Genomic DNA, 14,824 nt, shown 5'->3' with positions numbered 1-14,824 from the left:
ACGGAGGTGCGCTCGCATGGCGCAGAGGACTTCGGACAAGGGGGTCACCGGCGCCGCCGCGCCGGTGGTGACCGAGCCCGGCAGGGTACGCAACGTGGTGCTGGTGGGCCATTCCGGTTCCGGGAAGACGACGCTGGTCGAGGCGCTGCTCGCCGCCACGTCGACGATCCCCCGGGCGGGCTCGGTCGCCGACGGCACCACGGTGACCGACCACGATCCGGCGGCCGTACGGCAACAACGATCCGTCGCCCTGTCCTGCGCCCCGCTCGTCCACGACGGGGTGAAGATCAATCTCCTGGACACCCCCGGGTATGCCGACTTCGTCGGGGAGCTGCGCGCCGGCCTGCGGGCCGCGGACGCCGCCCTCTTCGTGGTGTCCGCGGTCGACGGCGTGGACGCGGCCACCACCGCGCTGTGGGCCGAGTGCGCCGCCGTCGGGATGCCCCGCGCGGTCGCGATCACCCGGCTGGACCACCCGCGCGCCGACTTCGACGAGACCGTGGCCGACTGCCAGGACGCCTTCGGCGAGAACGTGCTGCCGATCTACCGCCCGATGCTGGGCGACGACGGCAGCTCCATCGCCGGGCTGCTCGGACTGGTCACGCTGCGGGTGCTGGACTACTCGGCGGGCTACCCGCCGGAGGTCGGCCGGGCCGAGCAGGGCCACCTGACCCCGGTCGAGGAGGACCGCAACCAGCTGATCGAGGGGATCATCGCGGAGAGCGAGGACGAGTCCCTGATGGACCGGTACCTCGAGGGCGAACAGGTCGGCCCCGAGGTGCTGGTCCCCGACCTGGAGAAAGCCGTGGCCCGCGGCCACTTCTACCCGGTCATCCCGGTCTGCGCGGCCACCGGCGTCGGCCTGGACGCCCTGCTCGACGGCCTGGTCTCCGGCGCGCCCTCGCCCCTGGAACACGACCTGCCCATGGTCACCGGCGTCGACGGCTCGCCCAAGCAGCCGCTCACCTGCGATCCGGACGGCCCGCTGGTCGCCGAGGTCGTGAAGACCACGATCGACCGGCACGTCGGCCGGGTCTCGCTGGTCCGGGTCTTCTCCGGCACGCTCACGCCCGAGTCGGTGGTGCACGTGTCCGGGCACGGCCTGGCCGAGCGCGGCCACCCCGACCACGACGCCGACGAGCGGGTGGCGCACATCTACGCCCCGCTGGGCGCGCAGCTGCGCGAGGTGGGCTCGTGCATCGCCGGCGACATCTGCGCGATCACCAAGTCGGGCAGCGCCGAGACCGGCGACACGCTCTCCGGCAAGGACGACCCGATGCTGATGGAGCCGTGGCGGATGCCCGAGCCGCTGCTCCCGATCGCGGTGGTCGCCAAGTCCCGCTCCGACGAGGACGCCCTCGCCAAGAACCTGGCCCGCCTGGTGGCCGGCGACCCGACCCTGCGGCTGGAACGCAACGCCGACACCCATCAGCTCGTCCTGTGGTGCATGGGCGAGTCGCACGCCGAGGTGGTGCTCGACCGGCTCCGCGCGGGCGGCGTCGAGCTGGACACCGAGCCGGTCAAGGTCTCCCTGCGCGAGACGTTCGGCAGCGAGGCGAACGGCCACGGCCGGCACGTCAAGCAGAGCGGCGGCCACGGCCAGTACGCGGTATGCGACATCCGGGTCGAGCCGCTCCCCCGAGGGTCCGGCTTCGAGTTCGCCGACAAGGTGGTGGGCGGCGCCGTGCCGCACAACTACATCCCGTCGGTGGAGAAGGGTGTCCGCGCCCAGCTGGCGAAGGGCATCGTCGCCGGATACCCGGTCGTCGACCTCAAGGTGACGCTCTACGACGGCAAGGCGCACAGCGTCGACTCGTCCGACGCCGCGTTCCAGACCGCCGGGGCGCTGGCTCTGAAGGAGGCAGCGGCGGCCGCCGAGGTGGTCCTGCTGGAGCCGGTCGACGAGGTCGTGGTGAAGGTGCCCGACGAGTACGTCGGCGCCGTGATGAGCGACCTTTCCGGCCGGCGGGGCCGCCCGCTCGGGTCGGAGGCGGACGAGAGCGGCGAGTTCAGCCTGGTGCGGGCCGAGGTTCCGGCGACCGAGCTGATCCGGTACGCGGTGGAGCTGCGCGCCCTGTCCTCCGGGGCGGGGACGTTCAGCCGCACGTACGCCCGCCACGAGGCGATGCCCGCCCACCTCGCCGACGCGATCCGCAAGGAGCACGCCGCCCGCTAGCAACAGGCCCCGCACGCGCGGCCCTGCACCCGCGGGGCCGCACCGCGGGGCCGCACCGCGGGGCCGCACCGCGGGGCCGCACCGCGGGGCCGCACCGGGTCAGGCGGCGACGGGCGTCGCTTCCGCGGGCAGCTCGATCGCGTTGGCGGCCTCGAAGATCGGCTTGTTGACCGACGCGATGATCTGCCGGTGCCACGGGTTGAGGCGCAGGGTCCGCATCGCATAGTTGCGCATCGCGATGCTCACCCGCCCGCCCGGCACCATCTGCCCGGCCATCTTCCTGCCCAGGGCGATGTTGCGGTCGGTGTAGGGCCGCATCGTGTCCTCGTACTCGGCGAAGGCCCGCGCCGGGGTCTCGTGCCGGGCCAGCGCCCGGGCCAGGACGTAGGCGCCGCACAGCGCCGTGCTGGTCCCCTGCCCGGAGGCCGGCGAGGGGCAGAAGGCCGCGTCGCCGAGCAGTACCACACGCCCGGCCGACCACCGCGGGATATCCACCTGACTCAGGCTGTCCACAAAGAAGTCGTCGCCGCTTGCCTCGCCCGTGCTACGTTGCCGCCCACCCAGAGGGGTGGGGGCGGCGGCGGTGGCCGCGCCGTCGTTCAAGATCGACTTTGGGGCCGCGTCGCCCAGGATCGTTTCGAGCAGCCGCGGCACCTGCCAGCCGTCGCCGGCGAACCGCGACGCCACCAGCTCGCGCGTGACCGACGCCCGCGGCAGCTCCGGCGACGCGAAGATCATCCCCGCCTTGGCCGGGTCGTCCGGCCCGGTGCTGTAGAGGAAGACCATGCGCCCGGGCGCGGCCCAGAAGACCTCCTCGTGGTCCAGGCGCAGATCGTTGGGCACGGTGCAGATCGAGAGGTACGCCCCCAGGTGCCGCAGCGGCGCGTCCAGCCCGGCCATCCGCCGGGTCGCCGAGTGCAGACCGTCCGCCCCCACGATCACGTCGAACCGCCGCGACCGGCCGCTCTCGAAGACCACGTCCCCGTCGGGTGAGATCGAGGCGATCGCGTCGCCGTAGATGAACTCGGTGGCCGGCGCCGCCGCGTCGTGCAGGATCCGGACGAGGTCGCCGCGCATCACCTCGATGTCGTCGCCGCGGCGGCCCATCAGCAGGTCGGCGTCCAGGGCGGCGACCTTCCCGCCGGTCGCGGTCACGTAGGTGACCTGCCGCATGCCGGTGTCCTTCGCGTGGGCCGTCTCGTAGACGCCGGTCCGCTTGAGCACCTCGATCGCCTTGCCGCGCACGTCCACCTTGTAGCCGCCGTCGCGCAGGGCGGGCGCCCGCTCGACGACTGTCGGCCGCAGACCGTAGCGGCCCAGCCAGTACGCCAGGAGGGGACCTGCCACGCCGGCCCCCGAGATCAGCACCTCTCGGTTCCTCATGAGAGCTACTATACAAACGTCTTATACGTTTGTATAGAACTTAGGATGACGGGCATGGGCCACCGTGAAGACCTGCTGGCCGGCGCACGCCGGTGCCTGTACGACAAGGGCTACGCGCAAACCACCGCGCGCGACATCGTGGCCGTGTCGGGCACCAACCTGGGTTCGATCGGCTACCACTACGGCTCGACCAAGGCCCTGATGAACGCCGCCATGCTCAGCGCGGTGGACGACTGGGGTCAGACGATCACGGCCGCGCTGGTCGACGACGAGAGCGACAAGGACGACGAGCCGCTGGTCCGGCTGTGGCGCCGGATCATCACCACGGCCCGGCAGGACCGGCAGCTCTTCATGGCCACGGTCGAGGCGATGGTTCAGGCCGAGCACGCGCCGGAGCTGCGGGAACAGATGGCGGACGGGATCCGGCAGGGCCGCTCGGGCATGGCGGCGCTGATCACCGGTCGGCCCGAGGAGTCCATCGACGGGGAAACCGTGCAGACGCTGGGCTCGGTACAGATGGCGCTGATGTCCGGCGTGCTCATCCAGCACATGACCGACCCGGAGAACGCCCCGTCCGCCGAGCAGGTGGTCGCCGGGATCAGGGCGCTGGCGACGACCAGGCCTTAGCCAGCAGGTCGCGGGTGTCGGCGAGCAGCATCGGCATCGTCTTGGTGCGGCCGATCACCGGCATGAAGTTGGCGTCGCCGCCCCACCGAGGCACCACGTGCTGGTGCAGGTGCGCGGCGATGCCCGCCCCGGCCACCGAGCCCTGGTTCATGCCCAGGTTGAAGCCGTGCGGGCTGCTCGCCCGGCGGATCGTCACCATCGCCTTGCGGGTGAAGGCGGCCACCTCGGCCACCTCCTGGTCGGTGAGCTCGGTGTAGTCGGCGACGTGCCGGTACGGGCAGATCAGCAGGTGGCCGGGGTTGTACGGATACAGGTTCAGGATCGCGTACACCGATGTGCCGCGCGCGACGATCAGCTTCTCCTCGTCGGAGTGCTGCGGCGCGTCGCAGAACGGACAACCCGGCGGCTGATCCGAGCCGGTGACGTAAGCCATCCGGTGCGGTGTCCACAGCCGCTCGAGGCCGTCCGGCTCGCTCATGACGCCGACGGACCGGTGTTCACCCGGCTGCGTACGACGTCGGCGACGTGGGCGACCGCCTCGTCCAGCGGCACCCCGTTGCGCTGCGACCCGTCGCGGTAGCGGAACGACACCGTCCCGGCGGCCACGTCGTCGTCGCCGGCGATCACCATGAACGGGACCTTCTGCTGCTGGGCGGTGCGGATCTTCTTCTGCATCCGGTCGTCGGAGCGGTCCACCTCGGCCCGGAAGCCCTCGCGCCGCAGTGTGTCCACGAAGGACTGCAGGTAGGCGTCGTGGTCGTCGCGGATCGGGATGCCGACCACCTGCACCGGCGCCAGCCAGGCCGGGAACGCGCCCGCGTAGTGCTCGGTCAGCACGCCGAAGAACCGCTCGATCGACCCGAACAGCGCACGGTGGATCATCACCGGGCGCTCCCGGCCGCCGCTGGCCGCGGAGTACTCCAGGTTGAACCGCTCCGGCAGGTTGAAGTCCACCTGGATGGTCGACATCTGCCAGGTCCGGCCGATCGCGTCCTTGGCCTGCACGCTGATCTTCGGGCCGTAGAACGCCGCGCCCTCCGGGTCGGGCACCAGGTCGAGCCCGGACTCGCTCGCCGCGGACCGCAGCGCCTCGGTGGCCTTCTCCCAGTTCTCGTCGGTGCCGACCGACTTCGCCGGGTTGCGCGTGGACAGCTCGAGGTAGAAGTCGTCGAGGCCGTAGTCACGGAGCAGGTCCAGCACGAACTGGAGCAGCGACTTCAGCTCGTCCGCCATCTGCTCCTCGGTGCAGAAGATGTGCGCGTCGTCCTGCGTCATGCCGCGCACCCGGGTGAGGCCGTGCACCACGCCGGACTTCTCGTAGCGGTAGACCGTGCCGAACTCGAACATCCGCAGCGGCAGCTCACGGTAGGAGCGCCCGCGCGACCGGAAGATCAGGTCGTGGAACGGGCAGTTCATCGGCTTGAGGTAGTAGGTCGCGCCTTCCATCTCCATGGGCGGGAACATGCCGTCCGCGTACCAGCCGAGGTGGCCGGACGTCTCGAACAGGTCCGCCTTGGTGATGTGCGGGGTGTTGACGAACGAGTAGCCGGCCTGCTCGTGCTTGATGCGCGAGTAGTTCTCCATCTCCCGCCGGATGATCCCGCCCTTGGGGTGGAACACCGCGAGGCCGGAGCCGATCTCGTCGGGGAAGGAGAACAGGTCGAGGTCGGCGCCCAGCTTGCGGTGGTCGCGGCGGGCCGCCTCCTCCAGCATGCGCAGGTAGTCCTTCTGCGCGTCGCGGGTCGGCCACGCGGTGCCGTAGACCCGCTGGAGCTGCGGGTTCTTCTCACTGCCGCGCCAGTAGGCTGCGGCGCTGCGCATCAGCTTGAACGCCGGGATCAGCCGGGTCGACGGCAGGTGCGGGCCGCGGCACAGGTCGCCCCAGATGCGGTGGCCGTCCTTGGCGTCGAGGTTGTCGTAGGCGGTCAGCTCCCCCGCGCCGACCTCCATCACCTCGGCTTCAAGGTCGGCTGAGCCGATCTCACCTTTGATGTCGACCAGTTCCAGCTTGTAGGGCTCGTTCGCCAGCTCGACCTTGGCCTCGTCCAGCGACCCGTACACCCGGCGCTTGAATTTCTGCCCGGCCTTGACGATCTCCTGCATCCGCTTCTCGAGCTTCGCAAGATCTTCGGGTACGAACGGCTTGGCCACGTCGAAGTCGTAGTAGAACCCGTTCTCGATCGGCGGCCCGATGCCGAGTTTCGCCTCCGGGAAGGTGTCCTGCACGGCCTGCGCGAGCACGTGCGCGGCCGAGTGGCGCAGCACGTTCAGACCGTCGGGCTCGTCCAGCGCCACCGGGGTGACCTCGGTGTCGAGTTCCGGCGCCCAGTCCAGGTCGCGCAGCCGGCCGCCCGGGTCGCGCACCACGACGACCGCCTTCGGCCCGAACGCCTGCAGCCCCGCAGTCGTCACCGCGTCGCCCGCAGTGGTCCCGGCCGGAACGACGAGTGGTGCAGCCACGGTGTTTCTCCTTCTGGGCGAAGCGCGTAATCGGCTCCGATGCTACCGGTCGGGCCGGGCGCCATCTCGAAAGGGTGTTACCGCCGACACATCACTTCAGGTTTCTCCGTCATTTCGGAGTCATTGAAAGAACGCGCCTCGGAGCTCAATCACGACTGTAACGTCGCTCACTGATCGGCTACGTCACATTCTTGGAGAAATTGATCAGGACACTTTCAGGTGCAGGTCAGGACATGATCAATTGTTATTCGCAAGCCACATTACCGGCCCGTGACCGTGACCGGAAAGAAATGTTCCGCAGGCACTCGCAGATCGGCCCGACTTCCTGTTCTCTGGGTGACGGCACCGAATTCACGGCGCTGAATATCAAGTTCTCCGGGAGCATTAATGACGGCACCGTCCGCACCACCGGCTCGGGCAGGCGCCCGCCTGGCATGGCGGCCGCTGCAACGCTCGACACGCGTCGGAATCATCGCGGCGCTCGTGGCAACCGTGTTCTACCAGCTGTTCCTGCTCGACCCGGCATACCGCGGTCCCGGCTGGCTCTGGATCAGCATGCTGGTCGCCGAGGGACTCACCGCCCTGCACCTGATCGGCACGTGGTGGACCATCCTGGCCCACGACGACCGCCCCGAGGCCGTGGACGCCACGGTCTGGCGCAACCGGCTCCGGGCCGGCGCGGACGTCCCGTCCATCGACGTGCTGATCACCGCGTACGGCGAGGAGCCGGCCCTGGTCCGGCGCACCATGCTCGCCGCCCGCGACATGGAGCTGGCCCACCGCACGTTCCTGCTCGACGACGGCGACAGCGACGAGCTGCGCGCGATCGCGGAGGAGGTGGGCATCGGTTACCTGCGGCGCCCCGGCGGCGCGCACGCCAAGGCGGGCAACGTGAACGCCGGGCTGGCCCGCACCGGCGGCGAGTACGTCGTCATCCTCGACGCCGACCACGTGCCCGAGCCCGGTTTCCTGATCAGCATCCTGCCGCACTTCCAGGACCCGGACGTGGCGTTCGTGCAGTCACCGCAGTCGTACACGAACAACGTCAACCTGGTCGCCACCGGATCCGGCGAGGCGCAGCGGATCTTCTACGAGCTGGTCTGCCCCGGCAAGAACCATTTCAACGCCGCGTTCTGCGTCGGCACCAACGTGATGTTCCGGCGGGCGGCGCTGGACAGCATCGGCGGCATCTGGACGGGCAGCAACTCCGAGGACATCTGGACGTCGATCGAGCTGCACAAGCGCGGCTGGAAATCGATCTACGTGCCCCAGGTGCTGGCCCGCGGGCTGGCCCCGGAGGACGTCCCGTCGTACCTCAAACAGCAGTTGCGCTGGGCCAGCGGCGGCTTCGAGGTGCTGCTGAAGGGCCGGCTGTTCAAACGCGGCACCGGCCTCACCCTCGATCAGCGTCTGCAGTACCTGTTCTGCGGCACCCACTACCTGCTGTCGCTGGCGATGCTGACCTTCATGCTCTTCCCGGCGCTCTATCTCCTCTTCGCGCTGAGCCCGATCCGTGCCGACGGCTTCACCTGGGCCACCCACTACCTGCCGTTCCAGGCGGCCGTGCTGCTGGTCACCTGGCTGCAGTCCGGCGGGTTCAAGCCGTCCGCGATCGTGGCCAGCATCGGCGCCGCGCCGGTGCACCTGCGAGCCCTCGGCGGCGTGCTGATCGGCCGGCCGTCGAAGTGGAAGGTCACCAACGCCGGTGGCGACAGCGGCCGGTCGCTCTGGGCGGTCATGCCCCTGGTCGCCATCCTGACGCTCAACGCCACCGCCATCGTGGTCGGTGTGCTGGTGATGGCCGACCCGGCGCCGACCTGGCTGTCCGTCGGCTGGGCCGCGATGATCGTGCTGATCCTCGGCCGGATGATCCTCGAATCGATCACCGGCGGCCGCATCCGGAAGAGCGTGACCCCATCCGCTCCAGCGCCGGAGAACCTGCCCGCACAGCCGCAGCCTGTCGCTGCCGCGGTCTGACCCCCTGCCGAGAAAGGCAAAACCCATGAACACCACGATCTCCCCTGCCCTCGAGACCGACGAGACCGACGAGACCCCCGCCGTGCGGGCCCAGCCTCCGAAGCACCGGCTGCGCCGGGCGCTGCTGGTCACCCGTACCGTCGCCGTGGTTCTGATCCTGGTCACCGCCGCCGTGGCGGGCGGCAACCACATCGTGCGGCAGCGCCTCGCCGATCGCACCATGGTGGACGCCGGCACGGCCGTGCTCACCGCGCAACCGATCACCGTGGGCTCGCCCGACGCCGCCGTCGTCGACCGGGTGCTGACCACCGAGCGCAAGAGCGTGACCGCCGGTGCGCTGCTGGCCACCGTCACCCTGACCGCGGACGGTGGCGCGCCGCGGGTGCAGGAGCTGCACGCGCCCGCCGCCGGCGTCGTCACCGAGATCAACGTCGCGGCCGGGCAGATCGCCCGCGCCGGCGAGCCGATCGTCACCCTGTACGACCCGGCCGACCTGGCGTTCCAGGTCGACGTGCCGCTCGAGACGCTCCGCAAGCTGCGGCTCGGGATGACCGCCTACGTGACCGGCCCGGGTCTGCCCGGCCGGATCGCCACGACGCTGCAGCAGGTCGAGCCCAAGGTGGACGCCGGAGGGGCGACCGCTGCGCCGGACCTGCTCACGGTCGTGCTCGAGCCCGATCCCGCGGCCGTCCGGACCTTGGTGCCGGGCCTGCGGTTCGACGTGGTCGTCGACACCAATACGGCCGTCGGCCGTACGCCCGCGGTGAACAGCGCATGAGGCTCCGCGCAGCGGCGTTGATCGCGATCTTGACAGTGACGGCATGCACCTCGCCCACCAAGGAGGCGGCACCGGGCCCGCGCATGGAGGACGCCGCGAAGACACCCATCGCCCTGCCCGCGGTGACCGGCAAGGGAAGCATCGCCGGAACCCTCCCGGCCGCCTCCACGCCGACCAAGGTGCCCGCGCAAGCGGGCGACCTGAAGGGCCAGGCGCTGCCGACCAACCAGTGGTGGAGCTCGGCGCTGACCGGGCCGCGCACCCAGCCGATCTGGGCGCACCCGCTGGCCGTCAAGGCCGACGCGGCCGGCCTGCAGATCAGCGGCGGGCCGGTCACCGGCTCGGCGAACGCCATCATCACGGCGTTCCAGCCCGCCCTCACCGTGGGCAGCGCGACCGGAGCCGTCAGCGTCGCCGGCTACGGAGCCTTCCACGTCGTCCTGCGCGTGGAACTGGCCGGCGGCGGGCGGGTCGACGTCACCGTGGTGCAGGGCAGCCCGGTGCTGTGGCTGCGCTTCCAGGGCGCGAAGCCGAGCCTGACCGGCGCCTTCCGCGACGTCGGCGGCTCGGCGACCCGGGCCCGGCTCGACATCGCGGGCGGGCGCTGGGATGTCCTCGGCGCCGGACTGAAGGTCGGCGGAACGACGGTCGCCGGCGACGGCGAGCAGCTCGCCGTCGCCCGGGTGCCCGCCGGGTCCGACCGGGCGAGCTGGGAGAAGGCCAGCACCGGCGACCCGGTCGTCCGGACCACGGCCACAATGGCGTACCGGGACGGGAAGGTCACCCAGACATTGACGCGGGACAAGCCCGGCGTCTGGGCCCTCCTCCCGCATCAGCAGGCGGGAAAGGCCGCGCCGGCCGGCTCGTACCCCGACTCCCGCGGGACGATGTCGTTGACGACGGCCTCCGCGATCACCGTCGAGGCGCCGATGCCGGACCTGCTCACGGCCGTACCGGAAGTCGCTCTGAGCCCGGCCGCCCAGCGTGCCGTGCTCGCCGACCTGGACCGGGACCTGGCCGACCCACCCGGCGCGGGCGGCAGCTACTTCGGGCTCAAGGAGCTCGGCCGGCTGTCCACCATCGCCGAGGTCGCCGCCGCCGCGGGCGCGAACGCCCAGCACACGACGGCGCTGGCCCGGCTGCGGCCGCAACTGGTCGACTGGCTGACCTATTCCGGACCGGCCGACGGACGGTACTTCGGCTACGACAAGACGTGGGGCGGCCTGATCGCGGTGCCGGCCGAGTTCGGCGCCCAGGACTACAACGACCATCACTTCCAGTACGGCTACCTGGTCCGCGCCGCGGCGGTGCTGGCGGCGGCCGACCCCGGGTTCGCGAGCGACTACGGCGACGTGGTCGACCTGATCGTCCGCGACTACGCCGGTTCCCTGGCCATCGGGCCGGCCAGCGGGTTGCCGCCGTTCCGGGCCTTCAACGCCTACCTGGGCAGCTCGGCCGCCTCCGGCTTCGCGCCCTTCGCCGACGGCAACAACCAGGAGTCCTCCGGCGAGGCGGTCGCGGCGTGGGAGGCGGTGGTCCGCTGGGGCGAGGTCCGGGGCAACACCGGGATGACCGCGTACGGCATCACGCACTACGCCCTGGAAGCCGCCACGGCCCGGATGTACTGGCTGGGCACCGGGCTGACCCGCGAACCGGGATACGCGCACAGCGTCGCCGGCATCGTGTGGGACGCCAAGGTGGACTTCGCGACGTGGTTCGACCCGAAGCCGGAGTCCGTCCTCGGCATCCAGCTGCTGCCGCTGACCGTCGGCGCGGTCTACCGCGGACCGTCGGCCGACCGGCTGAGGACGGTCGGCGACAAGCCGGTGGTCTGGGGTGATCTGTTCGCCGCTGACCTGGCCCTGTCCGACCCGGCGGCCGCCCGCCGGCGCCTCGACGCGGGAGTGACCCGGGAGCCGAGCACCAGCCGCGCGATGGTCCGCTACTGGGTGGAGTGGCTGTCCATCCAGGCGGGCAAGGGCTCGCGGGCGGCGAGCCAGCCGGGTGGGATGCCCTCGACCCCGGTGTACGCCGCCACGACCCCGCCCGCGATGGCCGCGGTGGTGTCCACGTCGCCGCCGGCGGAGACGCACGCCGCCACGGCCGCCGGGTAGTCGTCCAGGTAGCGGGCCGCCGCCCAGAGCGCGAACGGAACGGTGTCCGCCGCCATGGCGCGAGCGCCGGAGCCGAGCTCGTAGGCGGCCCGCTGCACCCCGTCGAGCGAACGGGCCCGGACCAGTCCGTCGTGGACGTGCCCGGGCGGCGTGTGCGCCAGGACCGCGCCCAGCAGGTCGGGACGCCGGCCGTCCAGGCGGGCCGCCGTCGCCACCGCGGCCGCGACGGTGACCGCCACGCCACCGGCGATGCCGTCCGGGTGGGCGTGGGTGACCTCGGCGGCCCGGGCGCCCTGCACGGCCGCGTGCGCCAGCGAGTCGGCGTGCCACGCGCCCAGCGGCGCCGCTCGCATCGCGGCGCCGTTCCCGGAGGAGCCCTGCCCGTCGAAGGCGGCCGCGGCGGCGATCGGCCACGGCACGCCCTCACGGATCTGCCGGAGCATCACGACGGCGCCGGGCCCGTACCCGCGGTAGGGGTCGTGTTTCTCGGCCAGCAGCGCGGCGAACCCGTCGCGGTCGAAGTCCCCGTCGCCGAGCCGGGCGACCAGGCAGCACGCCTGCTCGGTGTCGTCGGTCCAGGGCCACGGCGGCGGCGGGGTGCGCGCGTCGAGCAGGTCACCGGTGGTGTTGCCGGGCACGAAGTACTGCGCGCCGAGCGCGTCGCCGACGCTGAGCCCGGCGAGGCTGTCCCGGGCGAGGCGGAGCCGGGTGTCCGCGTAGAGGGTGAAAGACATGATCAGTTCGAGACTAACTCCTTGGTCCGGGTGGCGGCAGCCCCGAACAGCAGCGCGAGCCCGGCGATCAGCATCAGCCGCACGGCCTGCCCGGCGAACCAGTCGATCGGGTTGAGCAGCACCGCCGCCACGCCGCACGCGCCCGTGCCGGCGACGACAGACCAGAAGACCGCAGGCCGGGGTACGACCGCAGGTGGCGGACCGTGCCACTCCCGCAGGAGGCCGGCGCGCCCCAGGAGCAGCACCATGATCGTGCCGGCGACGAAGCCCGCGAGGTTGGAGGCGTCGGAGAGCAGTCCCCACCACGGCATCCCGGGCAGGACCTCATGGCTGAGCGACGGAACATATCCGGGGTGGGTGATCCAGTCCCAGGCGAGATGGCTGAACGCCCCGATCAGCGCCGACCCCACGGTCACATACCACCGATGCCGCACCGTCCCGAGCACACCGAAGTCCCCCACCCCCGGCAGATGAGCGGCGATCACCGGAGCCGCCCAGCGCACCGGCAAAGTCAGGACCACCGTCACAGGCACTCCCCACCAAACCAGAGCCACCAGATTGTGGGTGTGCAGAGAGACAACCCCATGCATGGCGTACGACAGATCCGGAGCAACCGCCCCGACCACCAGGGCAACCCCGTCGAACCACGCAGGCCGCCACATCTTCAACGGCACCACACCAACCGGATGCGTAGGAATCGTCAACGGCATGATCCCGACGCTAGGCCCGCAACGGTGCCGACAAGTGCGCCTCCGGTGCAACCCCTGTGCAGATCCCGTGTAGGCCCCCCGTTACCCCGTTACCTTTTTGATCATTCCCAGCTGGGGATCTCGGTCGCCTGGTCCGGTATGGCTCTTGCCCCCTGTCGTACGCATGATCCGGGGGGTGTTGCCGCCGGGCCGGGTGGCGTCGACGGACCGCTGAATAGGGACCCGGCCGCCCGCGTTCTGGGTTGGTCTCTTCGTAACGTGGATGCCGGCAGCTCGACGCCAGACCCTCGACCGGGTCAGTCGGTGTGATGAAGGTGATCGGTGAGCGTGGAGTACGGCGTGTTCCTCGGCTTGGACGTGGGCAAGAGCGACCATCACGCGGTCGGGCTGGCTCTGGACGGCAAGCGGCTGCACGATGCGCCGCTGCCTAACACCGAGGTGCGACTGCGGGCGTTGTTCGACAAACTTGCCCGCCACGGGCGGATCCTGGTCGTGGTCGACCAGCCCGCCTCGATCGGCGCGCTCGCCGTCGCGGTGGCCCGCGCGTGCGGGCATCAGGTGGCTTACCTGCCCGGCCTGGCGATGCGCCGCCTTGCCGATCTGCATCCCGGCACCGCGAAGACTGACGCCCGCGACGCCTACGTCATCGCTGACGCGGCCCGCACCTTGCCGCACACGCTGCGGCGTGTCGACGCCGGCGACGAGGCCTTCGCCGAGTTGGAAGTCCTGATCGGCTATGACGACGACCTCGCCGCCGAGTCCACCCGGATCAGTAACCGCATCCGTGGCCTGCTCACCCAGATCCATCCCGCCTTGGAACACGTCCTGGGTCCCAAGATCAGTCACCCGGCGGTGCAGGAACTGCTGTCGAAGTGCGGCGGCCCTACCGGGCTACGCAAGGCCGGCCGGCGCAAACTCCTCGCGCTGGTCGCCGCCCGCGCGCCGAGAATGGGCACCCGGCTCGTCGAGCAGGTCCTGACCGCGCTGGACGAGCAGACCGTCACCGTTCCCGGCACCGCGGCGGCCGAGACCGTCCTGCCCCGGCTCGCCGACAGCCTGCGCCAAGTCCTGCAACAGCGTGACCAGGTCGCGGCCGAAGTCGAGAGGATCCTTGATGCGCACCCTCTTGCCGGGGTCCTGACCTCGATGCCCGGCATCGGCGTCAGGACCGGCGCCCGGATCCTGCTCGAGGTCGGCGACGCCTCCGCGTTCGCCACCTCCGGGCACCTCGCCGCCTACGCCGGACTCGCCCCGGTCACCCGCCGCTCCGGCAGCAGCATCCGCGGTGAGCACCCGCCCAAGAGCGGCAACAAACAACTCAAGCGGGCGTTCTTCCTCGCCGCGTTCGCCTCACTCTCTCATCCGCCATCGAGGGTCTACTACGACCGGAAACGCGCCGAGGGCAAGAAACACAACGCCGCCCTCATCTGCCTCGCCCGCCGCCGCGTCGACGTCCTGCACGCCATGCTCCGAACCAACACCCCGTATCAAGCGAAACCGGAGGACGAACCCCGCCTCGCAGCTTGACGAAACCATAGGGACACCCCCCGCAGGGTCGACCCGGACCACCCGCATTTCGCCCGCTGACGACTTGGCCACGAAAAAGCACAAGGCGCAGCCGAGGTGCAGCCGAGGTGCAGCCGAGGTGCAGGGTTGACCCGGACCACCCGCATTTCGCCCGCTGACGACTTGGCCGCGAAAAAGCACAAGGCGCAGCCGAGGTGCTTTTTCGTGGCCAAGTCGTCAGCTCCCCGGGGCGAAATGCCCGGAGGAGCGAAGCGACGACCAGCCAGCTCAGCAGCGTTGATCACCCAGCTCAACCAGTAACCCTCAGTCATCAAGAGATTCCAAAGCATCACGGTTTA

10 protein-coding genes and 1 pseudogene are annotated in these 14,824 nt (G+C 70.9%); 6 read left to right on the top strand and 5 right to left on the bottom strand.

The window, feature by feature from the left end; translation table 11 throughout:
- Positions 1-16 precede the first annotated feature (16 nt).
- Positions 17-2,176: an elongation factor G-like protein EF-G2 gene (locus tag QSK31_RS16165; RefSeq protein ID WP_285684743.1), complete on the top strand. Its 2,160-nt coding sequence runs from the start codon at positions 17-19 to the stop codon at positions 2,174-2,176.
- 99 nt (positions 2,177-2,275) lie between these two features.
- Here the strand turns inward: QSK31_RS16165 and QSK31_RS16160 are convergent, their stop codons facing one another.
- A complete protein-coding gene (locus QSK31_RS16160; RefSeq protein WP_285684741.1) occupies positions 2,276-3,559 on the bottom strand; it encodes an FAD-dependent monooxygenase in 1,284 nt (427 codons plus the stop codon).
- A gap of 54 nt (positions 3,560-3,613) precedes the next feature.
- Here QSK31_RS16160 and QSK31_RS16155 point away from each other — a divergent pair, with 54 nt between their 5' ends.
- Positions 3,614-4,186 carry a TetR/AcrR family transcriptional regulator gene (locus QSK31_RS16155; protein ID WP_285684740.1) on the top strand — a complete coding sequence of 191 codons (573 nt, stop codon included), beginning with the start codon at positions 3,614-3,616 and terminating at the stop codon, positions 4,184-4,186.
- Here the strand turns inward: QSK31_RS16155 and QSK31_RS16150 are convergent.
- Positions 4,158-4,664, bottom strand: coding sequence for an HIT family protein (locus tag QSK31_RS16150; protein WP_285684739.1), 507 nt, complete (start codon positions 4,662-4,664; stop codon positions 4,158-4,160). The genes QSK31_RS16155 and QSK31_RS16150 overlap by 29 nt on opposite strands.
- Positions 4,661-6,646 (bottom strand): threonine--tRNA ligase, encoded by a 1,986-nt coding sequence (thrS, locus tag QSK31_RS16145; protein ID WP_285684738.1) that lies wholly within the window; start codon positions 6,644-6,646, stop codon positions 4,661-4,663. Before thrS ends, QSK31_RS16150 begins: the two co-directional genes overlap by 4 nt.
- 483 nt (positions 6,647-7,129) lie before the next feature.
- On the opposite strand from thrS, the gene QSK31_RS16140 reads away from it, so the two are divergent.
- From QSK31_RS16140 to QSK31_RS48815, 3 genes and pseudogenes are all read left to right on the top strand, one after another.
- A complete protein-coding gene (locus QSK31_RS16140) occupies positions 7,130-8,623 on the top strand; it encodes a glycosyltransferase family 2 protein (protein WP_285684737.1) in 1,494 nt (497 codons plus the stop codon).
- 25 nt (positions 8,624-8,648) lie between these two features.
- Complete coding sequence (locus QSK31_RS16135; protein WP_285684735.1) at positions 8,649-9,401, top strand: HlyD family efflux transporter periplasmic adaptor subunit; 753 nt, start codon at positions 8,649-8,651, stop codon at positions 9,399-9,401.
- Positions 9,398-11,158, top strand: a pseudogene (locus tag QSK31_RS48815) (glycosyl hydrolase); the annotation flags it as partial. The gene QSK31_RS16135 and the pseudogene QSK31_RS48815, both read left to right, overlap by 4 nt.
- Positions 11,159-11,343: 185 nt before the next feature.
- On the opposite strand, the gene QSK31_RS16125 reads toward QSK31_RS48815, so the two are convergent.
- Positions 11,344-12,249: an ADP-ribosylglycohydrolase family protein gene (locus tag QSK31_RS16125; protein ID WP_285684734.1), complete on the bottom strand. Its 906-nt coding sequence runs from the start codon at positions 12,247-12,249 to the stop codon at positions 11,344-11,346.
- Between the two features lie 2 nt (positions 12,250-12,251).
- Positions 12,252-12,959: a DUF4184 family protein gene (locus QSK31_RS16120; protein ID WP_285684733.1), complete on the bottom strand. Its 708-nt coding sequence runs from the start codon at positions 12,957-12,959 to the stop codon at positions 12,252-12,254.
- Between the two features lie 321 nt (positions 12,960-13,280).
- On the opposite strand from QSK31_RS16120, the gene QSK31_RS16115 reads away from it, so the two are divergent.
- On the top strand, positions 13,281-14,486 hold the full coding sequence (locus QSK31_RS16115) for an IS110 family RNA-guided transposase (protein WP_285684731.1): 1,206 nt from the start codon (positions 13,281-13,283) through the stop codon (positions 14,484-14,486).
- Positions 14,487-14,824 lie beyond the last annotated feature (338 nt).

Origin of the sequence: Actinoplanes sp. NBRC 103695, from assembly GCF_030269485.1 — a bacterium.
In the GTDB taxonomy this organism is placed as follows: Bacteria; Actinomycetota; Actinomycetes; order Mycobacteriales; family Micromonosporaceae; genus Actinoplanes.
Note: the sequence above shows the minus strand (reverse complement) of the source record. Positions and strands in the feature narration are given on the sequence as shown.

Coding starts and splice junctions, on each gene's coding strand:
- QSK31_RS16165 (WP_285684743.1), top strand. CDS start 17: ATGGCGCAGAGGACTTCGGACAAGGGGGTCACCGGCGCCGCCGCGCCG.
- QSK31_RS16160 (WP_285684741.1), bottom strand. CDS start 3,559: ATGAGGAACCGAGAGGTGCTGATCTCGGGGGCCGGCGTGGCAGGTCCC.
- QSK31_RS16155 (WP_285684740.1), top strand. CDS start 3,614: ATGGGCCACCGTGAAGACCTGCTGGCCGGCGCACGCCGGTGCCTGTAC.
- QSK31_RS16150 (WP_285684739.1), bottom strand. CDS start 4,664: ATGAGCGAGCCGGACGGCCTCGAGCGGCTGTGGACACCGCACCGGATG.
- QSK31_RS16135 (WP_285684735.1), top strand. CDS start 8,649: ATGAACACCACGATCTCCCCTGCCCTCGAGACCGACGAGACCGACGAG.
- QSK31_RS16125 (WP_285684734.1), bottom strand. CDS start 12,249: ATGTCTTTCACCCTCTACGCGGACACCCGGCTCCGCCTCGCCCGGGAC.
- QSK31_RS16120 (WP_285684733.1), bottom strand. CDS start 12,959: ATGCCGTTGACGATTCCTACGCATCCGGTTGGTGTGGTGCCGTTGAAG.